Annotated in this window: 18 protein-coding genes, 1 pseudogene and 1 riboswitch; of the genes and pseudogenes, 11 read left to right on the forward strand and 8 right to left on the reverse strand. The window is 33.9% G+C overall.

Going from position 1 to position 25,338, the window contains the following annotated elements:
• Window positions 1–27: 27 nt before the first annotated feature.
• Window positions 28–1,230 carry an FAD-dependent oxidoreductase gene (locus JI750_RS11785; protein ID WP_202001860.1) on the reverse strand — a complete coding sequence of 401 codons (1,203 nt, stop codon included), beginning with the start codon at window positions 1,228–1,230 and terminating at the stop codon, window positions 28–30.
• Window positions 1,231–1,260: 30 nt separating this feature from the next.
• Window positions 1,261–2,019 (reverse strand): helix-turn-helix domain-containing protein, encoded by a 759-nt coding sequence (locus JI750_RS11790; protein WP_202001863.1) that lies wholly within the window; start codon window positions 2,017–2,019, stop codon window positions 1,261–1,263.
• A 310-nt stretch (window positions 2,020–2,329) separates the two neighbouring features.
• Between JI750_RS11790 and JI750_RS11795 the strand changes: the two genes are divergently transcribed.
• Window positions 2,330–2,836: a hypothetical protein gene (locus JI750_RS11795; RefSeq protein ID WP_202001866.1), complete on the forward strand. Its 507-nt coding sequence runs from the start codon at window positions 2,330–2,332 to the stop codon at window positions 2,834–2,836.
• 191 nt (window positions 2,837–3,027) lie between these two features.
• On the opposite strand, the pseudogene JI750_RS11800 reads toward JI750_RS11795, so the two are convergent.
• The 3 genes and pseudogenes from JI750_RS11800 to JI750_RS11810 all read right to left on the reverse strand — a co-directional run.
• Window positions 3,028–3,471 (reverse strand): annotated as a pseudogene (locus JI750_RS11800) (transposase); the annotation flags it as partial.
• A gap of 126 nt (window positions 3,472–3,597) precedes the next feature.
• Entirely contained in the window at window positions 3,598–3,975 is a 378-nt protein-coding gene (locus JI750_RS11805) for a hypothetical protein (RefSeq protein ID WP_202001872.1), read from the reverse strand.
• A gap of 267 nt (window positions 3,976–4,242) precedes the next feature.
• Window positions 4,243–4,875 (reverse strand): nitroreductase family protein, encoded by a 633-nt coding sequence (locus JI750_RS11810; RefSeq protein ID WP_202001875.1) that lies wholly within the window; start codon window positions 4,873–4,875, stop codon window positions 4,243–4,245.
• Window positions 4,876–4,982: 107 nt separating this feature from the next.
• Between JI750_RS11810 and JI750_RS11815 the strand changes: the two genes are divergently transcribed.
• Window positions 4,983–5,339, forward strand: a complete 357-nt coding sequence (locus tag JI750_RS11815) for a winged helix-turn-helix transcriptional regulator (RefSeq protein ID WP_236673026.1) — start codon at window positions 4,983–4,985, stop codon at window positions 5,337–5,339.
• On the opposite strand, the gene JI750_RS11820 is transcribed toward JI750_RS11815, so the two are convergent.
• The 3 genes from JI750_RS11820 to JI750_RS11830 all read right to left on the reverse strand — a co-directional run bounded on the left by JI750_RS11820 (window position 5,336) and on the right by JI750_RS11830 (window position 7,026).
• A complete protein-coding gene (locus tag JI750_RS11820) occupies window positions 5,336–5,815 on the reverse strand; it encodes a MarR family winged helix-turn-helix transcriptional regulator (protein ID WP_202001878.1) in 480 nt (159 codons plus the stop codon). The two genes, JI750_RS11815 and JI750_RS11820, sit on opposite strands and share 4 nt — an antisense overlap.
• 2 nt (window positions 5,816–5,817) lie before the next feature.
• On the reverse strand, window positions 5,818–6,303 hold the full coding sequence (locus tag JI750_RS11825; protein ID WP_202001882.1) for a GNAT family N-acetyltransferase: 486 nt from the start codon (window positions 6,301–6,303) through the stop codon (window positions 5,818–5,820).
• A gap of 129 nt (window positions 6,304–6,432) precedes the next feature.
• The gene (locus JI750_RS11830; RefSeq protein WP_202001885.1) at window positions 6,433–7,026 is read right to left on the reverse strand and encodes a hypothetical protein; all 594 of its coding nucleotides are present in this window, start codon (window positions 7,024–7,026) and stop codon (window positions 6,433–6,435) included.
• Window positions 7,027–7,279: 253 nt separating this feature from the next.
• Here JI750_RS11830 and JI750_RS11835 point away from each other — a divergent pair, with 253 nt between their 5' ends.
• The 9 genes from JI750_RS11835 (at window position 7,280) to JI750_RS11875 (ending at window position 25,287) form a co-directional block, all read left to right on the forward strand.
• Window positions 7,280–8,191: a YybH family protein gene (locus JI750_RS11835; protein ID WP_202001887.1), complete on the forward strand. Its 912-nt coding sequence runs from the start codon at window positions 7,280–7,282 to the stop codon at window positions 8,189–8,191.
• Between the two features lie 100 nt (window positions 8,192–8,291).
• Window positions 8,292–9,917 (forward strand): tetratricopeptide repeat protein, encoded by a 1,626-nt coding sequence (locus tag JI750_RS11840; RefSeq protein WP_202001889.1) that lies wholly within the window; start codon window positions 8,292–8,294, stop codon window positions 9,915–9,917.
• A 386-nt stretch (window positions 9,918–10,303) separates the two neighbouring features.
• The gene (locus JI750_RS11845; RefSeq protein ID WP_202001891.1) at window positions 10,304–16,456 is read left to right on the forward strand and encodes a M4 family metallopeptidase; all 6,153 of its coding nucleotides are present in this window, start codon (window positions 10,304–10,306) and stop codon (window positions 16,454–16,456) included.
• Between the two features lie 64 nt (window positions 16,457–16,520).
• Window positions 16,521–17,168 carry a porin family protein gene (locus JI750_RS11850; protein WP_202001893.1) on the forward strand — a complete coding sequence of 216 codons (648 nt, stop codon included), beginning with the start codon at window positions 16,521–16,523 and terminating at the stop codon, window positions 17,166–17,168.
• A gap of 108 nt (window positions 17,169–17,276) precedes the next feature.
• Window positions 17,277–17,481, forward strand: a riboswitch (cobalamin riboswitch).
• A 108-nt stretch (window positions 17,482–17,589) separates the two neighbouring features.
• A complete protein-coding gene (locus JI750_RS11855; protein ID WP_202001896.1) occupies window positions 17,590–19,638 on the forward strand; it encodes a TonB-dependent receptor in 2,049 nt (682 codons plus the stop codon).
• Entirely contained in the window at window positions 19,635–20,780 is a 1,146-nt protein-coding gene (locus JI750_RS11860; protein ID WP_202001900.1) for a beta-propeller fold lactonase family protein, read from the forward strand. The genes JI750_RS11855 and JI750_RS11860 overlap by 4 nt, the downstream gene beginning before the upstream one ends.
• 6 nt (window positions 20,781–20,786) lie before the next feature.
• On the forward strand, window positions 20,787–21,986 hold the full coding sequence (locus tag JI750_RS11865; protein ID WP_202003127.1) for a cell surface protein: 1,200 nt from the start codon (window positions 20,787–20,789) through the stop codon (window positions 21,984–21,986).
• A gap of 188 nt (window positions 21,987–22,174) precedes the next feature.
• Window positions 22,175–24,454: a T9SS type A sorting domain-containing protein gene (locus JI750_RS11870; RefSeq protein WP_202001903.1), complete on the forward strand. Its 2,280-nt coding sequence runs from the start codon at window positions 22,175–22,177 to the stop codon at window positions 24,452–24,454.
• 194 nt (window positions 24,455–24,648) lie between these two features.
• Window positions 24,649–25,287, forward strand: a complete 639-nt coding sequence (locus JI750_RS11875; RefSeq protein ID WP_202001905.1) for an NAD(P)H-binding protein — start codon at window positions 24,649–24,651, stop codon at window positions 25,285–25,287.
• Window positions 25,288–25,338 lie beyond the last annotated feature (51 nt).

Here is a 25,338-nt window from a genome sequence, read left to right on the forward strand (position 1 = left end):
AAATATAAGTAATTGGAATAAAAAGATTTAAGTTTTAGCTGTTTTGTTAAATATCGAAAGTAATCTTTCTAAAGCATTTTCAGAATGCAACTGCTCCCCATTTTTTAAAGTATTTTCTAAAGCTATTGCCGCTCTTTCCAGCATTCTTTTTTCAAAGTGAGAAATAGCAGTTTTCATATCAGAAAATTGATTATTAGTCAAACAGTCTGCCAGTTCAACAGCATCTAGCAAAGCTAAGTTAGCGCCTTTTCCCGCAAAAGGAGGCATTCTATGCGCTGCATCGCCAATCATAGTCAAATTTTTCAACGTCTCCCAAGATTGGTTAAACGGAAAATAATATTGCGGACGTGGAATGAAATACAATTCGTTACTTTTAAACAACTCATCCCATTCAGAACTCCAATCTTGATAAACTTCTTTAAACCATTCAAAAATCTTTTGATTATTTTTAAAGTCTAAATCATTTTCTGCAATCCAACTTTCGGGAATTTTACTGCTAAGTAAAAACATCAGCGAACCATCTCCTTTTGTGCCGTACATAATGGTTTGTTCCTTTCCAAAAGCAAGAACTTTTCCTCCTTTCGAAAACTCAAAAAGATTGGGAGCATTTTCTTTGGCATTATAAATTGTGCCTTCAATCATGGTAATTCCAGAATAAATTGGTTTTTCAGTACTTATATAACGACGGATTTTAGAATTTGCACCATCTGCAGCAATTACCACATCTGCGTAAATGGTAGTTCCGTTTTTAAAATGCACTCGCCAACCTTCGTTTTCTTTTTCCATAGAAGTAAACTGGCTATTCCAGGCAATGGAATCAGGAGAAAGGGAATTCAATAAAATGTTTCGAAGAACTGAACGGTCTATTTCTGGACGAGGTTTTGAAATGTCTTGAAGCGAATCTTGATTGTTTTCTGAATTAGCCTTGGAAACAATTTTCAGAATAGCATGTTCATCAAACCTCAATTCAAAATTTTGGTCAACAATTCGGGCTTTGCTGGCGTTTGGTCGGATGTTTTTATAAAATTCATCCAATAACTCAGCTTGTTTCATGGCTATTAAACCTGAATCTTCATGTAAATCTAAAGGAGATCCCTGCACACGAACTTCTGAGTTGAGGTCTCTTTCGTAAACTTTTACAATACTATTTTGTAATTGTAAAAGGCGGGCTAACATTAAACCACCCATTCCGCCACCAATAATCGCAACTTCTTTATTTTCTAGTAACATAGTTTTGTATTTAAAATCTATGCCACAAAATTATTTGGATGAAAGAGCAGATAATAGTATAAATCGGTCGTTTTTATTTTGAAACAACTCTTTTGGAAGTGAGCCTGAAATCTTTTTGATCTCTTTAATAAAATGGGTCTGATCTGAAAAATTCTCTTCAGGAAACAATTTCCCTTTTGCAATATGTTCCAAAGAAGCACGAAAACGCAGAATCGAACAATACCCTTTTAATGAAACCCCAAAATACTGATTAAAATATCGGTTGATCTGTCGGCTGCTCCAATTAGCTTTTTCCGATAATTCTTTTACCGTCATGTCTCCGTTGGTTTCGTAAATGAGTATGAATAATTTTTGTTTTCGATTATCGATTTCTTTTAATAATAAAGATTCAATTTTTGCAGATGCTTTTTCGCAGAACAATTCAAAATTTTCTAAATCATTTTTATTGAAATCCCAGAAATTATTTTCAAGCAGTTTTCCAGAATTTAAAAGATCTGCAATGCTTTCATGAAAAACATATTCAGCAGCAGGAAGTTTAAAACTAATTGTAAAAGTCAGACTATTGGCTGGAATTTTTCCTTTTTCGTATTGCTGTGTTCCCAAACCCAGAAGTCTGATTTGAAAAGGAATTTCAGCTGTTTTTATCAGTGACAAATCAATTCGGCCGTCGGGAAGGCCAATTGTTTCTAAAGTTTGATCCGATTTATTCTCCATGCACCAAAAACTATCCACAAAATCTGAGAGTTTTTTGTTGGGCTTAATAGATTGATATACTAAATCGTGAATCATTTCATCAAATTTAAAACGAAATTATGCAATTCGCTACTCATTCTTGCAAAGAAAGAATAGCTGTAAAAAGGCTGTACAGACGTTTTTAATTTCGAAAAAATAGCATTGAAAAACTTAACATTGGATAAGTATTTGATTTTTAATCTAATACGGTCTGTTTTTTCTTGCCATGAAAAACTTAACATTGGCGAATGTCTTTTTCAATTTATCTTTGTTTATTATTTTTTGATGTTAATTTAATGATTTAATAACATTAAAAATTAGTTTAATTAAAAATAAATTTAATCAATTTCTTAAAATTAACAGAATAATGGCAAAAGAAATACTTGTTGGTGAAACCATTCAAGAAACAGAAACTGTTTCGGTTATTTCTAATGAAGAAAACGAGCAAAAAGAGACTCCGATTCTAGAATCTGCTGAAACTCCAGAATCAAAACCAAAATCTAAAAGAGCTCCAAAAAAAGTGGCTACTGCAACGGAAGAAGAATTGCAAGAGCCAAAACAAACGGAAACAGAAGAAACTATATTAGAGGCTGAAGAAGAAATTTCAGAACAAAACGAAGATAAACCAAAATCTAAAAAGAGTAAAAAAATGAAAGATAAAGACAAAGAGAAAAAAGAGAAAAAGAAAAAAGCTGTTGCTAAGAAAAAAGAGAAAGCAAAAGACAAAAAGAAAGAGAAAGCTAAAAAAGCAAAACTAAAAGCTAAAGCGAAAAAGAAAGCCAAAGCTAAAAAAGCTAAAGAAAAAGCAAAGGCGAAAAAAATTGCTAAAAACAAAGCGAAACGATCTAAAGCAAAGAAGAATAAGAAGAAATAATTTTTAATTGTGAATGGTTAATTGTGAATTTTCCTAAACCAATTAGATCAATCAAAATATAAAGCCACAAATTACAAGATTATCACAGATTTTTTTAATCTTTTTAATCCTTTAATCTGTGGCTATTTTTATTAGCAATCTTAGCATTTCACATTTCACATTTCATAACTCACCATTCACAATTCTTTGACTTTTTTCTGTATCGCGAGTTTGTCAATTTTTTGGAGAAATTCAGGATCAAATTCGGAATAGGCTCTTAATCTGTATTTTTCATCTCTAATTTTCATTACTAAACGAATTTTTTGAACCATTAGCCAAATAGGTTCATATCTTTTATGTCCAAGTAAGTATTGAATTTTGAGTATAGATATTCTTCTGTGTGAGAGGGTCATCAATTCGATGCAAATCATCCAGTATCGAATCGGTAGATTAGAATTTTCCATAACAGTTCCAGATCTAAGACTGGTTCTGCTTCCGCATTTTCTGCACTGAAATTTTAAATCATTTTGTCTGAAAGAATGCACATTATGACTGCATTTTCTGCACACAAGACCATTTTCTAAGCGCTTATTTTTTAGCTCCTCAATACAAGTTGCCTCATCCGGATATTTTTCAAAATATGCGCGTAATTCCATTTATATAATTCCTCATTTGTTTTTCGAAATATAAAATATTTTATAGAATTGAAAAACAAACTGGAATAAAAAATAAAAAGGAATATCCGAAAACGAATATTCCTTTTTACATGGGGCAAAATTGTGTTATAATTTAGCTACGATTTCTTTTTTGTACTTATTAAGGATAGATTTTGTCATTCCTAAATTAGCTTTTGTAGAATCTACAGCCAGGTAAATAAAGTAATCCTGATTGTCAGAAACATCAATAATGTGAATTTGAGAACTTAATGTAATCATGATATTATCGATTACTTGTCCTTGTAATCCTAAAGCTTTAATAGCGTTCATTTTTGCTTTTACCACTTCAAGATTATAAGCTGATGCAAGTTCTGGATCAAAATCTGCAACTACAGACTGAGAATAGTATGACATACCGCTTGCAATTTCGGCTACAGAAACTGCGATGAACCCTGGGACGTTCTTTTTTAGATCTTCCCCAAATTGAGTTAAAAAATCAGACATAATGTTAGAATTTTAGTTGTTGTAAATAAGATTGAATTGTTTTGGATACAGGCAAAATTAGGGATACAATATTATTTAATTATCCGCATTGAGTACCTTTTTTTATACAATAATTAAAAAATAACACAAGTCTGATAAAATCAGTTTTTTGTTCTTCTAGCTGAATTCTGTTTTGGTTTGAAAATGAAATAATTAAACTAGAAATGCTTCTGAAAAAGCACTTATAAGCCTTTCAGAAGCATTTTATTTTAAGCAAAAATTAATTTTTTACTTGATTTCTGTTATAAATTCTTCTTGAGCAGTTCTCACTTTTTTCAAGTTTACCAACCAATCGTTTGCATCATCTCTATAACCAAGTGGTAAAACTAAAACACTATTTAAACCAAGTTCGTTTAAGCCTAAAAGTTTGTCTACTTCAGCAGGAATAAAACCTTCCATTGGAGTTGCGTCTACTTGTTGCTCAGCAGCTGCAGCGATTGCGATACCAAACGAAATATAAGCTTGTTTAGCAGCATGGTTAGCGTGCCATTCTTGACCAAGAGGCTCGTACATACCCCAAAGTCTCTGTTTGTACTCGTCCATAGCATCTGCAGGAATTCCTCTTTCAGCAATTGTTTTGTCAAATATAGCAGAAATTTTCTCTAGACTGTAACCGTCCCAAGCAGCCCAAACCAAAACGTGAGAAGCGTCTGTAACTTGACTTTGATCAAAACTTACCGCTCTTAGTTTTTCTTTAACTTCTTGGTTTGTAATAACAAAGATTTTATAAGGTTGTAAACCAGAAGAAGAAGGAGCTAGTTTTGCAGCTTCAAGAATATAATCTACTTTTTCTTGCGGAACAGCTTGTCCGTTCATTTTTTTTGTAGCATAACGCCACTTTAGTGCATCTATTAAGGCCATCTTTTTTAATTGATTAAAATTGTATTCAAATGTAAAAACTTTAAGTGTATTTTTGTCATCTGATTACCAAAAGTAACTGTAACATCGAGGTAACCTACTATTATAACATGATAAAAGAACCAATACACGATAAAAAATCTTGCAATCAGCATATTATGGCAGTGCACGACGCCATGTATATTTTAAACGGAAGATGGAAAATTTCTATAATCGCATCTCTTTGTTTTAATACATTGAGATTTACCGACTTGTTAAGAGAAGTTGAAGGTATTTCTGGAAAAATGCTAAGCAGACAATTAAAGAATCTAGAAGAAAATCAATTGGTAACGAGAACTGTTCTAAACACACAGCCTGTTACCGTTGAGTATGAATTAACAGAATACGGACATACATTAAAAGAAGTCATCGATTCTCTTGCAAAATGGGGGCATAACCACAGAAAGAAAATTACAGGAAAAGATTAGTTTTTGTCTTTTAGTTCAATTGCTTTCTGAAAAAAACCTTGACGTGTTAGATTTTGTTCTGCTTCTTCAATCGCTTGCAGAAGATTGTTTTGAGTATTGGTGATTTCGTTTAAAGCTTTTGTCATAATGCTCCAAACGGGCTGCATTTTAGTAATCAGTTCTTCCCCTTTTGCTGTTAAGATGATCAATCTCTTACGTTCGTCTTGTTTGTCTTTTTTAGAACTAATAATTTTTTCTTTCTCCAATTCCTTTAATAAATTGATGGTTGACGGATGACTGTAGCCAATTTCATTGGCAATTTCAACCACGCTCAACATTTCTTTTACGTGTAAAGTATAAATTACAGGAAACCATTTCGGTTCAAAATCAATATTAAAATAGCTGTAAATCTGTGCGCCATCTTTGCGTAATTGTTCGCTAAGACGCTGCAAACGCGTTGATATGGCTAAAATTCCAATTTCGTCAATTATATTCATTTCTATGGATTTAAGTTTAAATGACAAAAAACATTGTCAGGTTTCATTAACGGAAAATCAACAGGAAGTGTATCTTTTGGTATTTTTACAAAACTATTCTTTTCGTAAAAACGTAAGGCCGCCTGCAATAAAGTAACCGTTCCTAAATATAGGTCTTTAATTTTGTTTTCTTTGCTGTATTCAATTAATTGCTCCAATAATTGTTGGGCAATTTGAAATTCTTTTCCCCTGAATTCTTTCTTGACGAACATTTTTCTGATGGCTGCAGCTTCTGGATTAAATTTTACCAAAGCGATTGTGCCAACCAATTTTTCGTCAATAAAAGCCCCCAAAAAAGTACCGCCCGATTTGAAATAAAAGTTTTGGATATCTAATAAATCTGGCTGATCTTCTAAAGTAATAGGTACATTGAATTCTTTTTGCTGAATGTTTAATATGAGATCTACGATTTCATTTTCGTACTCATTTTGTATAGGTTTAATCTGCATGGTTATTTCAAATAATTAAATATGAGTACAAAACTACGTAGTTAGCTACATATATACAAGCAAAAAACCGCTGAAACCAGCAGTTTTAAGTGTTTTTTATGATTTATTACAATTTTTTGTTTCTGATTTTTATTCTTTAACTAATACGATAACAGCTTTATAACCCGTACCAACATTCCATTCGCTTGACGAAATAACCTGGCCTTTATCGTCATAAACTTTAAATTCGGCTGTGTTCGGAGAAGCAAAACCTTCGTTTAAAGCTTCAATGTCAATTTTATTGATTCCTTTTTCCAAGTTTATTTTGACACTTTTAAAATCGCCATTCAAAAAGACTTCAGGTTCAATAACTTTATCGTTCAAATATACTTTTACTTTATCGCCGTCTACAAAAGCTGCATCACGGTACATTATAGTAGAAGTAATGGCAGTAGTATTGAAATTGCCTAAAAACTGATTCCTTCTATAAAATATTCCCTCGACATTAGCTTCTGGCTTATAAAGATTTGTGTTTTTAAATAACTCGTCTGGATTAACCTGAAGTGGAGCAGGTTTCTCAATAGGCGCTGGCGGGTTTTCTTTAGGAGCAGCTTCTGTTGGTGGGATAACTTCTTTTACAGGAGATTTTTTTGCAGGAATCGATTTGAATTTTTTATCCAATTCCTGGGCAAAACCCTGCAATGAGAAAGAAGCAAAGGCAATTATCAAAAATATTTTTTTCATGTTTTTATACTATTAATCTTGTGTGGTATTGATTTAAAAAAAATTAGATGCATCATAATCTTTTATATATAAACATTTTATAAAACCAATTATTGCCTTATAAGAGGTTATTTTTCTAAAAATTAACTTTCTGCTTTGTTTTTTTTAAGTATAAATATACTTAATATAAAATCGTTTTTAAATACTTTAATGTGTTTTTAATATATTGATTGTTAATGTTTTATATTTGTATTTCAATCGAAAAAAATATGCTATGATTAAGTTAAGTTTGGCCTTACTTCTTTTTGCATTTGCTAGTTTTGCTCAGGGAAGTAAAAGTGATTCGGTTTTTAAAAAGCAAATTGAAGAGTATAATACTTCATTTGCAAATGCTTTTATAAAAGGAAATCAGGGCGATTTGGTAAAAGCTTATACAGATGAAACTATATTTATGCCAGAACACAGCAGACAGCGAGTTGGCAGCAAAACGATTCTAGACTTTTACAAACAATGGCTGAGTCAGGCAAAAATTACTACTTATGAAAGAAAAATTTTGGACCTGCAGGATTTTGGAAACTATGTTTTAGAGATTGGAACTTTCGTTGAAACTTTAAATCTAAACGGACAAAATCCTTTTTCTTACGTTGGAAAATATGCGCTTTTATGGAAAAAGCCTTCCAATAGGAGCCTACCTCCAACAATCGCCGCTGAAATTTGGGGATCTTCAAGTTATTTTGATGATAAAAATATTCCTGATATAGACGATACCGCAATTTTAAAGATTAAAGAATATATTCCGACAGATAAATTAACTTTAGAAGTAAAAGAAAGAAATAATACAATTAAAAATCTGGTACAAAATAGGCAAGGAGCAGAACATGCCAAAATGTTTATGACAGATGCCATGTATCTTACATATTACACTCCGATTCTTTCTGGAGAAAAAGAAATTACAGATTATTTTACGGAGCACGAAAAACCAGGAACTTTAAGCATTGAAAAAATTTCGATTCTGACATCTGAAATTATTTATGCCAGAACGGCAATTATAGAATTTGGGTTTTACAGTGTAGATTGGCGTGATCGTGATAATCACGGAAATGTAAAAGGTAAAAGCATGAACGTTTGGAAAAAAAATAATGATGGAGCACTACTGCTTTTTCGCCAAATCGTAAATCATGATTAACTTTTTAGTTTCTTCATGATATGGTTTATTTCTTCTATTTATTATTAAATGCTAGTAATTTTATATAATTTTGAACCCATCTTTATGATTTTTATACACGATGGGTCGATTACTTTGCATATTTTTTATTTTCACTACTTTTTATATTTATCCGCAATCTTCAACAAAAGAATGGATTGATAGTCTAAATATTACTGACAGCCATGAGAAAAAGGTTGACTTAGCCCTAAAAATCGCTTCCAAACTTAAGGATACTGATTGGGACAGAGCCATAAAATATATAGAGCTTGCTGAAACAGAAGCAAAAAAAATAGACAAAGCCGATTTAGCTTTGGCTAAAGTTTATATATCTGCGGGAGGAATTTATAGTTCAAAAGATGTCTTTGATGTTACCTTACAATATTATTTAAAGGCTTATGAAATTTATAAAAGCAATAATATTGAAGATGAAATTGTTCAGGTAGAAAATAGTCTTGCTATTATTTATGGAAAAACCAATAACCAAGAAAAAGCGCTTAAATATTTCCTGAATGTATATCGTTATGAGAAAGCTAAGAATAAGCCAGATAAACTAGTAAAAATCTTAAACAATATTGGTACAGCTTATCTCGGTAAAAGTTTAGATTCTTCATTGCATTATTATCATAAAGCCGATGCAATTGCAAAAAAACTGAAAAACTATACCTTAACGGTTTATGTATACACCAATTTAGCTAGGGCTTATAGTTTAAAAAAAGATAAAAAAAATGCTGATTTATATTTTGAAAAAGCTTTTTCATTAATAGATACTCCTATCGATAATTCATTAAAAGCCTTTGTTTTCGAATCGTTTTCTGAATATAAATTACAGGAAAAAAAACTAGATGAAGCTATTCTAAACGCAAAAAAGTCGTTAGAATATTCCAAAGAAAATCTATTTGGTTTTTCGAGCATGCGTTTGAACAAAATGCTTTATGATGCCTATTTGAGTAAAGGAGATTATAAAAATGCAGTGTATTATTTTCAGCAATACAATAAAATAAGCGACAGTATTAATATTGAACAAAAAGCGGTAAATCTGGAGAGGCTTAAACTAGAGCAAGATTATAAAGTAAGAAGCCAGATAAGAACATTGGTAGAAGAGAAAACAAGATTTAAGTATTATGTAGTTGGGTTAATATTGATTGTCGGAATGTTGGTTCTCATTATTTTACTGATTAAGTATCGCAATAAACACATTAAAAACCAGCTCGAACAGGAGAAATTAAGAGCAAAACAGCAAGAGCTCAACCAAAGTCTAGAGGCTAAAAATATGGTTTTGGTTGGAAAAGCCATGGCTGAAATTCACCGTACTGATAATATTAATGAAATCTTGACTGATCTTAAAATGATCAAACTCAAAACACCTAACAAAGAATTGCAGCAGGCAATTGATATTGTTTTAAAGCGTTTGGAGAAAGATTTGAATACAGATATCTGGAAAGAATTTGAAATCAGTTTTGAGCAGGTTCATAAATCTTTCTTTGATAAACTAACTATCGATTACCCAAGTCTTACCCCAAAAGAGCGTCGACTTTGCGCACTGCTTTATTTAGATTTAACTACAAAAGAAATTTCCCAAATTACAGGACAATCGTTTAAATCGATAGAAAATGCGCGAACTAGATTGCGTAAAAAGTTCGATTTAACCAACGAAAAAGTCAATCTTTCCACTTATTTAAACAGTTTTAAGGCAGAATCCATTTAAAATAATTTTTACTGTAACTAATTGTTATAGTTGATTTTATTTTAAAATGAGTGCTTAATAAGTGCTCCTTTTTTACCCGTGAGTGTTTTTGCATTAGTCCTTTTTTTTTGAGCAAAGAATCCCCATTCTATTTTTACCAAACGATTGCAATAAATACGTTTGATGAATACCACAAAAAAAGAAGAACCTAATAAAAGTTTAGAAGAACTTTTAGAAGAAACCAAAACTAAGAAGAGCGCGCTCTTAAAAATTCTACAAAAAATAACAAAAACAAATTCTAAGAATCAACCGCCAAATTGATTCTAAGGAAATTGCCTATGTGGTTTTCTGTAAAAGCTTTTGCGCTATTAACTCGAAGCCTTAATACTAATTTTAAATTAAAAAGAATGAACCAGATTTACCCTAAACCGAGGTATTTGTTTCTTTTGTTAGGTTTACTGACCTATTCTGCTGGAATGGCTCAGTCTCCTTTGCCAAAGAACAAAACCGCAAATGTGCAGACGACATTAGGATCGTCTGGCGCAAATCAGAAAAATGATCAAGTTTTTAAGAAAGCTTCTGATCCAACTCTCAATCAAGAAGATAATGTTAATCCTTTTTTAACTCAGAAAAGTGTAAATGGCACAGCACTTTCGCAGGAAGAAAGCGACGCTGTCAATAAAAGAATGAAGGAAAGCCAAAAGCTTTTGAGTTCAAATCAGAATTCAGCAACAGCTAGAACTATTCAGGTTGCTTCAGATAGCACTAAATTGAGATCTTTTGCCAAATCTTCTAATTTGACATTACGAAACGTGTTTGAAGTTAGAAAAGAAGATTTTGAACTGTCGAATGCAGACAAAATGCAGTTGAAATCAGTTTCAGAAAAGCACGGCAGAAAGCTGGCAACTTATCAGCAGCTGCACAATTCTGTTCCTGTAGAAGGCGCAATTTACAAGGTTAGAGAAAATAAAACTAAAATTGATGCTTTTGGTGAAACTTCTAAAAAGCTTCCAACAAACAGCAATTACAAAGTAAGTGCTTCGCAAGGGTTAGAGAATGCTTTAAGAGAGGTAAATGCAAAAGAATATGTTTGGCAGAGTAAAAAGCTTTCGCCATTAGTTCATAAAAAAATAAGCACAAAACCTCAAGGAGAATTAGTTTATGTTGGCCCAAATTTTTCTTCAGAATTAAAAGAATACTATTTGGCTTGGAAATTTGATGTGTTTGCTACAAATCCACAGTCAAGCCAGACAATTTATGTAGATGCTAATACTGGAAAAATCATTCTAAAAATTGATTTAAACAGAGATCTTCGTTTGTCTTCTGCACCTGTTGCTGATGGAAGAGCAGCTATTGGTAAAGGAAAAGCGAGATTTTCTGGAGATGTTACTTTTGGAACCACTCAATATGCGGAGGGTTATAAGTTGGAAACTTTAGAAGGAAAATATAAAGTGCCTATTTATACTTTAAACATGAATCATGCAGAGCACGCATCTGATGAAGTCCTTACAGAATATATCGATGAAGATAATAACTGGAATGATTTATACAATAAAGATCACGATGAAGTGGCAATAGATATTCATTGGGGGTTACAAAAGACTTTGAACTATTACGAAGAAAAATTTGATCGCAATAGTGTTGATAATGAAGGAATGACCATTTTTGGACTAGCGCATTTAGGAACAAATGTTCAAAATGCTTCTTGGACAGGTGGATGGGCACAGTTTGGTGATGGAGATAAGCAGCCTTTTGTAAGTTTAGGAATTACAGGTCACGAGATGACACATGCTGTAACGCAGTTTTCTGCTGGATTGATTTATCAGGGAGAATCTGGAGCGATGAACGAATCTTTCAGTGATATTTTTGGAATTTCGATTGAGCTTTATGCTGGAAAAGATTCTAAAAATGATATCTGGATGCTGGGCGACGAATTGTACAAACACGGAAGTTTAAGAAGCATGTCTAACCCAAAAGCAGCTGGACAGCCTGATACTTATGCAGGTGAATTTTGGACAAATCCAGCAAACATCCAAGACGACAATGGTGGAGTGCATCAAAACAGCGGAATTACTAATTATTGGTATTATCTTCTAGTTGAAGGTGGCAATGGAGTTAATGATTTAAATAATAGCTATAGTGTAAAAGCAATTGGTCTTGAGAAAGCAGAAAAAATTGCTTATGCAACGCTTACCGAATATTTATCGCCGTCTTCGAACTTTATGGCAATGCGTCAGGCAAGTTTATTGGCAACTGAAGATTTATATGGATTAGGTTCTGAAGAATACAAACAAGTTACAAATGCTTGGTATGCAATTGGCGTAGGACCTGCGTATGGAGATAAACAAGTGCTTTTGGTTTCTTATGAAAATCCATCTGTTCCTTGCGGTCCTTTAAAAGGAGAAGAACCTTTTTATGTGAAAATTAAAAATACAGGAAGCACTGTCATTAAAGCAGATGAAAATTTAAACTTCAAATTGAGAGCAATGGCAAGCGCTCTTGGAAGAATGATTACTTTTTATACTTATGATGGTACAACTGCTTTTGGAAAAGATTTAAACCCAGGCGAAGAAGCTACTCTTGCCTTAAAAAGTAAAATTCCGTACCAGACAGGAGGAGCAATAAACTACATAGAAGTAAAAGTAGATTTAAATCCGATAGCAGAATTTGGAGCAAAAGAAGGATATACTTTTATTTCACAAGTAGTTGTTCCAACGGCTCAAAAAGATTACGATCTTAAAGCGACCGCATTAAGCATGCCTTACTATACTGGAGATGCGCTTTCTTCAAGTTATCAGTCATCAATTACAATTTTTAATTTAGGTTGCGCAGCTATTCCAGCAGGAACTGTGCTAAAAGTAGGATATGCTGATACAACTCCTGGAAGTGCAACGGTTTGGAAAGATGTTACTTTAGCAGCAGATTTCAAAGGAAATTCAGAAATGACAATTGCTTTTGATAGTACTTTCGATTTATCTGGACTTGGCTTGCATACTTATGAAGGATATGTAACATTGGCTCAAGATCCAGTTACAACCAACAACAGTGTTTTGAATGCCGCTTACAGTGGTATTGTAACTCAGCTTCCTTACAGTGAAGGTTTTGAAAGAACACCTGGAGGATGGAATACAAAATCATTAAATGATGTAAATCAAAAGTTTGTGTTTCAAAATTATCCAGGATCTTTTAGAGATATAAAATCACAATACAATTGGGCAACAGTAGATTTTAGATCAAATGAAAGAATGGCTCTTAATTCTGATTTTGTATTAGAATCTCCAATATTTGACTTTACGAATGTAGCTTCGCCGTACATTGAATTCGATTTGTATTATTTGTTCCATGCGGGATATGACGGATTAATTGTTGAATATTCAGAGGATAAAGGTAAAAACTGGAAAAAAGTAGAAAATGTTAATTATCCGCAAACTGTGCATTATGATGAATATGAATCATTTGGTGGACCATGGTTTACAGGAGTAAATACGGTTCTTAAAAAAGATCCTTATCAAATGCGTTTAAACGACTTGGCAGGAAAAAAAGTAGCAGTTCGTTTCCGTATTAAAACAGACGATTATAATGATGGTTTTTTAGGAGGGTTTGTTGACAATATTAAAGTGAGCGATGCGCCTTACGATTTGGCATTGTTATCATCAAAATTAGAAGCAGGAAAATGTACTGTAGATAATAATAATGTAACAATAGTTAGTAAAATCAGCAACAACTTTCCAACAACAAGTCAGCGTGTAAATGTTACAACTAAAATTCTAGATGCGGCTAAAAATGAAGTTTTCTCTAAAACAGAATTAACAACTTTAAACTTTACAAAATTTAAGGATACAATTAGTTTTTCTACTCCAAATATTAGTATAAAGACTGTTGGAACGCATACTATTTCGGTTTCTGTTTTCCCAGAAGATATGACTAAAGATGTAAAACAAGGCAATAATGCTTTGACCTTTACATATGATAATTGGAATAATGAAGACTTAAAAGTTACTGTTCTTCCTTATAAAATGGACTTTGAAGACGCTAGTAAATACAAGGGCTGGAGAACGTATGAAAATAATGGTTCTGCAGGATGGAATCACGGTGTGCGTGCAGACTTAGGTTCTCCGGGCTGGTTTATTGATGATCATACGAAGTTCATGGCGAGTAACGATGATAAATGTAATTGTGATGAAGGAAATGATATGTTGGTTTCGCCTGTATTTGACTTAACAAATTACAAAACAGCACACTTAACTTTTGACGGCTTTGGAGATTCACAACATCTTTCAGATGGATATGTAAAAGTAAGTACTGATGGCGGTGAAACTTGGAAAGAAGTATTCCACATGCCTTATTATGGAGCTTGGTGGGAATATGGTGTAGATTTGACTGAGTATGCAGGAAAATCTTGCGTAATGGTAGCATTTGTACATAATGATAATGGATATTTTGCAAATGGTTTTGCAGTAGATAACATTGAAATTAAAGAAACAAAATCGAATGTAAGACTGTCAAATCTAAGTGTTGCAGAAAATGTATACGAAGATTCAGCTTCACACGAATTTGTAGTAAGCGCTAGAAATTCAGCTTATAAACCAATTAATAAAGTTACAGTTGAGTATCAGATTTCTCAAAACGGAACTGCCATTGGAGCGCCAGTTTCTTTAGAAAAAAATGATGAATTATTAGTTGGACAGACTATTACCTATAAAATTGATGGTTTACCGAAATTGGCTGCTGGAAATTATGAAATTGCTTTAAAAGCATTTACGGCAGATGAACCAAAAGATCAGGCTCAGGTGGTAAAAGGCACTTTCCAAGTTGCTGCAAACGCTCCAGAATTAAGTATTGAAACTTTTTCAAATCTGCCAGCTGGTTCATTATTGGGACAAAAAGGATTTGTTTCGAGCCAAAGCGATGATAATTATCCTTGGAGAGCTGTAACTACTCCTGATAATGTGAACTTAACTGTTCCTAAAAAAGATCATACTGGGGATACAGCAAAAACATTGCTTTATAGCCAGTTAGAAGGATTGTCTTATTATGGCGAATTAATTTCACCAATGTATAAATTGTCTGAAAAAGCTTCTGCCGTAGAGTTTTATTATGCAATGCAGAGTAATGCAAATGATATTTTCTTAGTAGACATCAAAGTTGCCGGTGGAGAATGGACAGAACTTTGGAGAAGAAATAAAGAAGGCATGTATGCAGATGCAGATTGGAAACGAGCATCCTTGAATATCAGTAAATACAAAGGTAAATCGGTAATGTTCCGTTTTAGACATGCGAAAGCGGCAGGGTATTCTTATATGGTTTTAGACGATTTAAAAATCTTCAACGAAGAGATTACGGACGTTGCTATGCAGATTTTATCGCCAAAAGATGTTTGCGGAAGCCAAGAGTATAAAGTAAGATTGACTAATGAAGGTCAGGTTGCAATCAAAGAAAATGCAGTTCAGGTAGAAATACAATATGTAAATACTTCTGAGACTATTTCAGAAACGGTAGAAGCAGGAATTCCTGTTGGAGAGAGTATTGAATATATCTTCAAAAAACAGCCAAAATTAGACGATATGGGAGATTCGCATGTGTTTAATTTTACAGCCAAATTGGAAGGTGATATTGTTGATCAAAATAATACTATCGAAAACTATTACTACCAAGGGGTTTCTGGTGATTTCAAATTATTTGATAATGCTTTGATTCACGGTTATGCAGGTAAAAGTGTTTACATTAATGCTCAAACCAATTTACTGATTAAAGAGCTTGATGCAGTTTCATACAAATGGAATACTGGAGAAACAACGAGCGATATTGAAGTGACTAAACCAGGCGATTATATTGTTACGGCGGTTCTTGAAAACGGATGTACTATAACAGAAAAAGTAACAGTAACATTTGACACTTTCGAATCTGGTCTTCCAAGTGGTGATGTTTGTGGGCCTGAAGTAGTTTTAAATCCAGGAAACTATGCTGCTTACGAATGGTTTGATGGTTCTACAGATCCGACTTTTACCACAACAGAAAGCGGTGAATATTACGTAACAGTTTACAACGAACACGGATTAGGTAAAATTTTCATTACAACGATCAATGTTCTTGAAAATATAGTTCCTGAAATTCAGGCATTAGAAGGAAATAAAATTACAGCTTCTGCTGATGCTGCAGGTTATCAGTGGTATTTAAACGGAAGACCTTTGCCAAATGCAACCGAAAAAATGGTTTCTACAATTTGGGAAGGAAGCTATAGTCTTCAAGTAACAAATGCACATGGCTGTACAAGTATGTCGGCTCCAATTGATTCTAAAGGTCTTCTTATTGGAAAACTGACAAACTCTTTCAGAGTGTTCCCAAATCCAGCGGCAGACAATGTAAACATCTTCTTGGCTGAAAAAGCAGAAGGTCAAGCAGAGATGAAAATTTATTCTATGGAAGGTAATGCAGTTTGGAGTAAAACCTATTCTGCTGTTCCATCAAGCGTAAATGTAAGTCAGCTTACAACTGGAGTTTATATTCTAGATTGTACGGTACAAGGTAAAAAGTACACGGCTAAGATTATTAAAAAGTAACAAATTACAGATAGAAATGGCAGTTCTCGCGTAGAACTGCCCTTCTAAAAAACAAATACATACGATGAAAAAATCAAAGCTGATAATTTGTGCACTAATGATGTGTGCAGGTGCAATGGCTCAAACCGAAAAGGTTAAACTGGGCGTAAAAGCAGGATTAAATGTTGCGAGCCTTACATTTGATGAAAATGAATTGAACTCATCTGCTAAAACAGGATTTACTGCCGGTTTAATGGCAGAGATTCCGTTGGCAAAAAACTTCGCAGTACAGCCAGAGTTATTGTACAGCCAGCAGGGAATGAAATTATCTTATTCAGATCCAGACGTTCAGAATTCGCATTACAAAAGTACTATTGCCTTAAACTATTTAAACATTCCTGTAATGTTGAAATATTATGTTGTAAAAGGTTTAAGTATTCAAGCAGGACCACAAGTTGGAATTTTACTTAAGGCAAACAACAAATATCAGGACAACTTTTTGGGTTATGAAAATAGCGAAAAAATGAATTTATCAGACTATTCAAATGGAGTAGATGCTTCTGTAAATTTCGGATTGGGTTACCAGTTTAAGGATAAATTTTATGCAGATGCAAGATATAATTTGTCTTATACCAATGTGTTTAAAGATGCAACTGCAAACACAAATTATATTATTAACAGCGATATGAAGAATAAAGTTTTTCAAATAACAATCGGTTATTTTTTTAAATAGAGTTAGTAACACCTTCATAACTGTTTTAAAACCACTCTTTTTTAAGAGTGGTTTTTTGTTTTTTGTAAAAAATCAAATTCTAACTTGCAGACACCATACCTGAGTTATATCTTTACCCCAGATTTTGGTCTGCTTTTTTCAATGTGAAATAAGCAGTTAAAAGGGAATCAGGTGCAAATCCTGAACAGACCCGCTACTGTAAGTTCTACACAAAGTCTTTAAACATACTAATGCCATTGTCCCGCTTTGCGGGGTGAGAAGGCCGTTTAAAGATAGAATAAGTCAGGAGACCTGCCACGATCACATAGTTTAAAACTTTCGTGGTATGAAGTTGATGACAAGAAATAACCTGCTATTTATAGCGGGATTACTACTGTTATATAATTACGGCATCACGCAAAGTTTATTTAATTAAATCGTGATGTATAATTTTAGAAAAACGCTTCTTGCAACTTTTGCTTTATTGATTCCTTTTTTGCTTCATTCTCAAGCAGTGACTGATAGTTCGCGGGTTTTGAAAGAAGTTATTCTAAAAGGAAAACCCTATCAGGAAGTTATTCCCGTACAAAGTCTTTCGGGGGTTTTGCTCGAAAATCTTTCCAGTCATAATGTTGCCGATGCGCTTCGTTATTTTGCAGGAACGCAAATCAAAGATTATGGTGGTGTTGGCGGACTCAAAACAGTTGATGTTCGAAATATGGGAACACACCATGTTGGTGTTTTTTATGATGGAATTCAGCTTGGAAATGCCCAAAACGGCGTAACCGATCTAGGAAAGTATTCGCTTGACGATATGGAATCGCTTACGATGTACAATGGCCAGAAAAGCGAAATTTTCCAGTCAGCAAAAGACTTTGCAGCTGCTTCTACCATTTATTTGCGAACCAAACGTCCTGTTTTTATTGGCAATAAAAAAACGAATCTACTGGTTCGTTACAAAATAATGTCCATTAATTATCATGATCCTTCTTTTAGATGGGAACAAAAGCTGAACGATAAAGTGAGTTTAAGCGTAAGTTCTGAATACATCAAATCAAACGGACAGTATAAATTTAGATACAAAAGAAAAAACCAAGACGGAAGCATTGCCTACGATACCACAGCTACACGATGGAACAGCGATATAGAAGCATTCCGATTTGAATCTGGTTTGTATGGAAAAATAAATAAAGGAACTTGGGATGCTAAAGTATATTATTATGATTCTGAACGTGGTGCACCGGGAGCAATTGTAGAAAACAAGTTTAAAGACGGTTTCAAACAATTTGACAAGAATTTTTTCGGACAATCTTCTTTAACTAAAGACGTTTCAGAAAAATATAAATTCCAGCTAAAAGGAAAATTCGCTTACGATTATACCCATTATATTGCACGAGATACGACTAATGTTTTAGGCGAAACCGTAACCGAAGGAGCACAATCTGATGACAGTTATTTTCAACAGGAAGCTTATTTCTCTGCAGTCAATATGTACAGCATTTTACCCACTTGGGATGTTTCGCTGTCGACCGATTTTCAATACAATAAACTAAATGCGACAAGAAGAGGAATCCAAACACAATTCTCTTTTCCACAACGTTATACAGCGCTTGTTTCTCTAGCAACTTCGTATCGATATGAAGGTTTTAAAGTTTTAGGAAATGTATTAGGAACCCGTGTCATTGAGGAAGTAGAATACAATGCCAAAGCTCCCAATAAAACTGAATTTACGCCCGCTATATTTCTAGGCTACACGCCTTTTAAAAAATATGATTTCAATTTAAGAGCATTTGCCAAACGTATTTTCAGAATGCCAACTTTCAACGATTTGTATTATACCATGATTGGTTCGAGCACTTTGAGGCCAGAATATATGAATCAGTACGATGTTGGTTTTACGTATAATTTCCCCGTAAGGGAAAGTTTTTTCGACAAATTTTCTTTTCAGGCAGATGCTTATTATACCAATACAAAAGACAAAATTGTTGCCGCACCGACTGGAAATTTATTCCGCTGGATGATGACCAATATCGGACAGGTTAAAGGAAAAGGAATCGAAACGGTTCTAAATATGGCAACTCATTTTAATAAGTTAATACTAGATGCCAACTTAACCTATACGTATTCTCAAAGTCAGGATTTCACAAAAATTGTCGGTTTAGAAATGTCTTCTTACGGAGATCAGATTCCGTACACGCCTTGGCATAGCGGATCTGGAATTTTAAACGCCAATTACGAATCTTGGAACTTCAATTACAGCTTTATTTATGTCGGAAAACGCTACAACGGAAATGTCAATAATATTAAAGTAAATGAAGTTCAGCCGTGGTATACACACGATTTGGCGGTTCAGAAATCTTTCGCATTCAAAAATTACAAATTAAACGGAACAGTTGAAGTTAATAATGCTTTTAATCAGCAATACGAAGTGATTTACAATTATCCGATGCCAGGGCGAACATTCAAATTTATAATCAGTTTTGAGTTATGAAAAAGAGCTTTTTAAAAATACTATTTGTTTTAAGCATATCTGTTTTGCTGGTTTCCTGCCGTGAAGACGAAATGATATTTCTTTCTTCTGATACAGCTGTTGCCGCGCCAAGAAGTGACGGAAATATTGAAGGTTTCTATCTTTTAAACGAGGGAAATATGGGCATGAATCGTGCGAGTTTGGATGTTTTCAATTACAGAACGGGAAATTATACCACAGATGTTTATTCCGAACGAAATCCTTCGGTTGTAAAAGAATTGGGAGATGTTGGAAACGATATTAAAATCTACGGGAATAAGGTTTATGCCGTCATAAATTGCTCCAACAAAGTTGAGGTTTTAGAAAAATGGACAGCAAAACGCATTAAAAAAATTGACATTCCCAATTGCCGTTATGTGGCTTTTTATAAAGACAAAGCGTATGTGAGTTCGTATTCAGGACCAGTTGCCATTAATCCGAATGCAGAAATCGGTTTTGTGGCTGAAATTGACACCACTTCATTAGAAATAAAAAGAAAGGTAACCGTTGGCTATCAGCCTGAACAAATGGTCATTCACAACGGAAAATTGTATGTGGCCAATTCTGGCGGTTATAGAGTGCCAAATTACGACAGAACAGTTTCAGTTATTGATCTAGCGACTTTCACAGAAATCAAAAAAATAGATGTGGGCATTAATTTGTACAGCATGCAGATTGACAGTCGAGGCGATATTTATGTGAGCTCACGCGGCGATTATTACAACACGCCATCTAATCTTTTTGTGATTGATACGCAGACGGATGAAAAGAAAATGCAGTTAGATATTCCCGTTTCAGGAACTTGTTTGGTTGATGATTTACTGTATTACTACAGCGTTTCTTGGAGTTACTTATCAGGCAGTAATAAAGTGAGTTACGGAATTTTAGATACTAAAACTAAAAAAGTAATTGCCAATCAGATTATTACGGACGGAACCGACAAAAAAATCATGATTCCGTACGGACTTCAAGTCAATCAAGAAACCAAAGAAATCTACATTACAGATGCTCAAAACTACGTCGTAACAGGCTATATCTACTGTTTTACGCCCGACGGAAAACTAAAATGGAAAACTACCGCAGGGAATATTCCCGCTCATATTGCTTTTATAACTAAAAATTAAAAAATGATGAATAAAGCTTTTTTTAAAATCGCTCTGTTTTTAATTCTTTTTGTAGGATTTGCTTCTTGCGATAAGGACAATGATAATGAAGAGGAAGTGCTTCCCGCAGAAGTGCTGAAGGAAACCTACACGATTGACCGTTTTAAAGTCCTGAATATTGCAACAAACCTTCCAAGCACGGCAAAACTGACTTGGAGTGTTAAAGATTCGATTATCTCAGAAAATGCTGATTTAGATTTTATAAGTCCGTTTCAAAAAAGTTATCCACTGACTTTAAAAGTTGAAATTAACGGAGAAACAAAGATCTACAACTCGTCAATCAATGTTATAAAAGAAACAGGAACGTACAGTAAATATATTTCTAATGTATTTGATTTTCGCCCCGCAGTCGGACAGTTTACAAACGAAATTCCACAATATACCGCAGGAAATACTGAAGCCAATATGATTTCTGCGGCTAAAAAAGCAATTGTTGGTTCAAATACAACCATGATTTCTTTAGGCGGTTTTGGCGGTTATGTGGTTTTTGGTTTTGATCACACCATTCCAAATATGAACGGACGAGATTTTAAAGTTTTAGGAAATGCTTTTTGGGGAAATGAAGCCAACGAAGCACGTGCGGGATCTTGTGAACCAGGGATTATAATGGTCGCTTACGATAGAAATAAAAACGGAAAACCAGACGAAGACGAATGGTATGAGATTGCAGGAAGCGAATATTTTAAAAACACGACTATAAAGAACTATTCTATTACTTATTCCAAACCAGATCCAAACAAATCTCCAGTTGTAGGAAACGAATTTTGGCAAGTTAATATTGAATACATTAAATGGCAGGACAATGCTGGAAATTCAGGCTATAAATCACAAAATGTGTTTCATGAACAAAATTATTATCCGCTTTGGATTACCGATGCTTCGTATACTTTGAAAGGAACGCGAATAGCCGATAACTTCTACGATCAAAGCGGTGAAGGTTCGTATTGGGTAGGTAAATCGTTTGAATTTGGTTATGCCGATAATGCCCCAAATAATGATGAAGCTTCCAATATTGATATTTCTTGGGCAGTAGACAAAAACGGAAAATACGTAAAACTTCCCGGAATAGATTTCGTAAAAATATACACAGCAATCAATCAGGAAGCGGGCTGGCTTGGAGAAGTTTCTACAGAAGTTTCAGGCGCTTACGATTTACATCTTAACTAACACAATAAAAAAATTAACACATAGAGACATAGATTTTCGAAACTTAGAAAGGCGTTTCACTTTGTTTAAAAACACATAGCTATGTGTTAGAAACTAGTTTCTTTTTCTTTTCTTTTTTCCGATGAGAAAAATCTATGTCTCTATGTGTTTAAAAAACATTAACTCAACATTTTTAAAACCAATACATTATGAGAAAAAATTACTTTATAGTAATAATGCTATTTTTTGCATTTCTAACCCATGCACAGATAAAAGTGCAAGGCGTTCCTAGAAATGACATTAAGTTAAAAACGGCCACACAAAAGCAATTAACAGCAAAGAATGCTAATGCAACCACATTTGATGATATTCAGTTTTGGGTTGGTACTGGTGCCAATAAAGCAGCTTTTGCTGTGCAATGGAACGATGGAAAAAATGCAGACGCCTTAATCTGGGGATTTAAATGGGATGGAAATGCAACTGGAGAAGATATGATGAAAGCCATTGCAAAAGCCGACCCTCGTTTTTATACTCTTTTACTGCAAGGAACACAATTTGGAACCGCAATTGGAGGATTCGGTTTTGATTTGGATGGAGCCAACACAATTGGATTGTACAAAAGCGGAAATGTAACGTATCCTTATTATCCTGTGAGTGGTATTGTGAATACAGCGGTTTATGATTTTGACGAATATACACCAATTGATGCATCAGATCACTGGCAATCTGGCTGGACGACTAAAGGATATTGGTCGTATTGGGTAAGAGACGATGTTAATAATGGGTTTGATTATTCTGGATTAGGAGCATCGAGCCGAGTTTTACAAAACGGTTCTTGGGACGTCTGGAATTTTAATGTTTCGTTTGCAGAAGAACCCATTGCAGCATTTACTCCTGTAACACCTTACGCGAATGCGATAGATTTCACAAAAGGCTATTTCGTGGTCAACGAAGAATGGTTTGGCCACACTAATGGTTCTGTAAATTTTGTCAGCAATGACGGGAAAATTAATTATAGAGTGTATAGCGATATAAATGAAAATAAAGCTTTTGGAGCTACAACTCAATACGGAACTATTTACGGAGATAAATTTTATTTTGTTTCTAAGCAGGCTAAAGATGGAGGAGATACACAATACACTCCAGGTGGAAGGCTCGTTGTTGCCGATGCGTTAACGATGAAAACCCTTGCGGAATTTGATAATGTAGGAGGAGGAGATGGACGTTCTTTTGTTGGAGTTGATGAAAAAACGGGATATATAGGCGCTTCAAACGGAGTTTTTATTTTTGATATTGCCAATATGAAAGTTGGAGCTGTCATTGCAGGAACTGGTGGCGGAAGTCAGTACGCGGGTCAGATTGGAAACATGATTCGTACTTCTCAATATGTATTTACAGTAAAACAAAATGGTGGAATTTTAGTCATTGATCCTAAAACTAATACTGTCGTAAAAACCATAACAGGTGCGTTTCATTCGGTTACACAATCTAAAGACGGAAGCATCTGGGGAATTCAAAACAAGAAAATAATTAACATTGATCCCTTAACTTTTGCAACTATCGAATATGCTATACCAACCACTCAATATTTAGGCTCTTGGGGCGCATGGAATGCCGGTAGTTTTACTTATAGCAATAAAGAAAATGCTTTGTATTGGATGAATTCTGTCAACGCATTTACTTCGGGAGTTCAAATTATAAAGTTTGATGTGGCAACCAAAAAATTCAATGAAAGTTTTGCTACACTTCCAGGACAAACGGGAACTTTTAAGCAAATTCCTTACGGAGCAGCATTGAGACTTGATCCTGTTTCAGATCACATTATTGTAAACACAACAGAAAGCGGTTTTGGTGCACATTATCAAAAAAACTGGATTCATACTTTTGATAATACAGGAAAATTAATCGATACTAAAGTTTTAAACGATTATTACTGGTTTCCTGCCATGACGGTATTTCCTGATAATGCAGTGCCGGTTGTAAATGCAATTTTGCCATCACAAATTTCAACGGGAAGTCCGACAATTATTGATCTAAAAGCAGTAGTTTCAGATGAAGACAATTTGTCGGCAGCAATCGTAAAAACAATTAAATCAAACAGTGATTCGAATATTGTTTCTGCAGAAATTAATGCTAATGAAGAACTGATCTTAACCCCAAAAATAGGAGGAACTTCGACAATTGTAATCAGTTTTAATTCTAATGGAAAAATAGTCGAAAAATCGATTTTGGTTGATACAGCGGTTTTAGGCAGAGACGAATTCACGAAAGTGCAATTATCGATTTATCCAAACCCAGTTTCAGATTATCTGAATATCAGTACTGAAGATGAAATAACAGATGTTGTGATTTATGATATAAATGGAAGAACGATTAATGCTAGAATTAATAACAATCAAATTGATGTAAGTAATTTTGCCAAAGGATTTTATATTATCAATATTGAAACTGATAAAGCAAAGTATACTCAGAAATTTATTAAAAGATAAGATTTAAATACTGTAATTAATGAGGCTGTCACTTTGGTGACAGCCTTTTTTTGTGCAACAAAATGCTTCGGAGAAGCATAATATTTATAGCAAATAAAATAGCGAGAGAAAAAAGCTCCAGAGGAGTGACATATCGATAGACATTTTTTTCAATAAAAAGATCATTATATTTACGAAACAAAATTCCGAACATTATGAAAGCATTGGTAATTGGAGCTACAGGCGCAACAGGAAAAGAGTTGGTTAATCTTCTATTGGAAAATAATGATTATGAAGCGGTTTCAATTTTTGTGAGACGTCCAACAGGAAAATCACATCCAAAACTGACCGAGCATATAGTTGATTTTTCTAATATAAATTCATTTCAAAGCGCAATTACCGGAGATGTTCTTTTTTCTTGTTTAGGAACTACACTTAAAGATGCGGGTTCAAAAGAAAAACAATGGAAAATCGATTATGACATTCCCGCGGATTTCGCAGCCGCTGCCAAACAAAATAATGTAAAATCTTTGGTTTTGGTTTCTTCTTACGGAGCTTCAGCAAAAAGCAGCGTATATTATTCTATGATGAAAGGAAAATTAGAAGAGTATCTTCAAGAGCTCAATTTTCCACAATATATTGTTTTCAGACCTGGACCTTTAATTCGAGAAAATACAGACCGTTTGGGCGAAAAGATTTCGGTAAAAGTGATAAAATTCTTTAATGCGGTAGGTCTTTTTAAGAATTTGAAACCTATAACAACCGCATTTTTAGCTGAAAAATTAGAAAAAGCGCCAAAAGCGATTTCTGAAGGAACAACAATTCTAGAGCTGAGTCAGATTATCGAGCTTTAGCTTGTAATCTTTTTATATCAGGGCGGTTATATATTGTTCTCTTTTTAAATA

Origin of the sequence: Flavobacterium tagetis, from assembly GCF_016735615.1 — a bacterium.
In the GTDB taxonomy this organism is placed as follows: Bacteria; Bacteroidota; Bacteroidia; order Flavobacteriales; family Flavobacteriaceae; genus Flavobacterium; species Flavobacterium tagetis.

Bases quoted from the DNA above. Each gene is read 5' to 3' on its own strand.
- JI750_RS11785 (WP_202001860.1), bottom strand. From the start codon at position 1,230: ATGTTACTAGAAAATAAAGAAGTTGCGATTATTGGTGGCGGAATGGGT.
- JI750_RS11790 (WP_202001863.1), bottom strand. From the start codon at position 2,019: ATGATTCACGATTTAGTATATCAATCTATTAAGCCCAACAAAAAACTC.
- JI750_RS11795 (WP_202001866.1), top strand. From the start codon at position 2,330: ATGGCAAAAGAAATACTTGTTGGTGAAACCATTCAAGAAACAGAAACT.
- JI750_RS11805 (WP_202001872.1), bottom strand. From the start codon at position 3,975: ATGTCTGATTTTTTAACTCAATTTGGGGAAGATCTAAAAAAGAACGTC.
- JI750_RS11810 (WP_202001875.1), bottom strand. From the start codon at position 4,875: ATGGCCTTAATAGATGCACTAAAGTGGCGTTATGCTACAAAAAAAATG.
- JI750_RS11815 (WP_236673026.1), top strand. From the start codon at position 4,983: ATGATAAAAGAACCAATACACGATAAAAAATCTTGCAATCAGCATATT.
- JI750_RS11820 (WP_202001878.1), bottom strand. From the start codon at position 5,815: ATGAATATAATTGACGAAATTGGAATTTTAGCCATATCAACGCGTTTG.
- JI750_RS11825 (WP_202001882.1), bottom strand. From the start codon at position 6,303: ATGCAGATTAAACCTATACAAAATGAGTACGAAAATGAAATCGTAGAT.
- JI750_RS11830 (WP_202001885.1), bottom strand. From the start codon at position 7,026: ATGAAAAAAATATTTTTGATAATTGCCTTTGCTTCTTTCTCATTGCAG.
- JI750_RS11835 (WP_202001887.1), top strand. From the start codon at position 7,280: ATGATTAAGTTAAGTTTGGCCTTACTTCTTTTTGCATTTGCTAGTTTT.
- JI750_RS11840 (WP_202001889.1), top strand. From the start codon at position 8,292: ATGGGTCGATTACTTTGCATATTTTTTATTTTCACTACTTTTTATATT.
- JI750_RS11845 (WP_202001891.1), top strand. From the start codon at position 10,304: ATGAACCAGATTTACCCTAAACCGAGGTATTTGTTTCTTTTGTTAGGT.
- JI750_RS11850 (WP_202001893.1), top strand. From the start codon at position 16,521: ATGAAAAAATCAAAGCTGATAATTTGTGCACTAATGATGTGTGCAGGT.
- JI750_RS11855 (WP_202001896.1), top strand. From the start codon at position 17,590: ATGTATAATTTTAGAAAAACGCTTCTTGCAACTTTTGCTTTATTGATT.
- JI750_RS11860 (WP_202001900.1), top strand. From the start codon at position 19,635: ATGAAAAAGAGCTTTTTAAAAATACTATTTGTTTTAAGCATATCTGTT.
- JI750_RS11865 (WP_202003127.1), top strand. From the start codon at position 20,787: ATGAATAAAGCTTTTTTTAAAATCGCTCTGTTTTTAATTCTTTTTGTA.
- JI750_RS11870 (WP_202001903.1), top strand. From the start codon at position 22,175: ATGAGAAAAAATTACTTTATAGTAATAATGCTATTTTTTGCATTTCTA.
- JI750_RS11875 (WP_202001905.1), top strand. From the start codon at position 24,649: ATGAAAGCATTGGTAATTGGAGCTACAGGCGCAACAGGAAAAGAGTTG.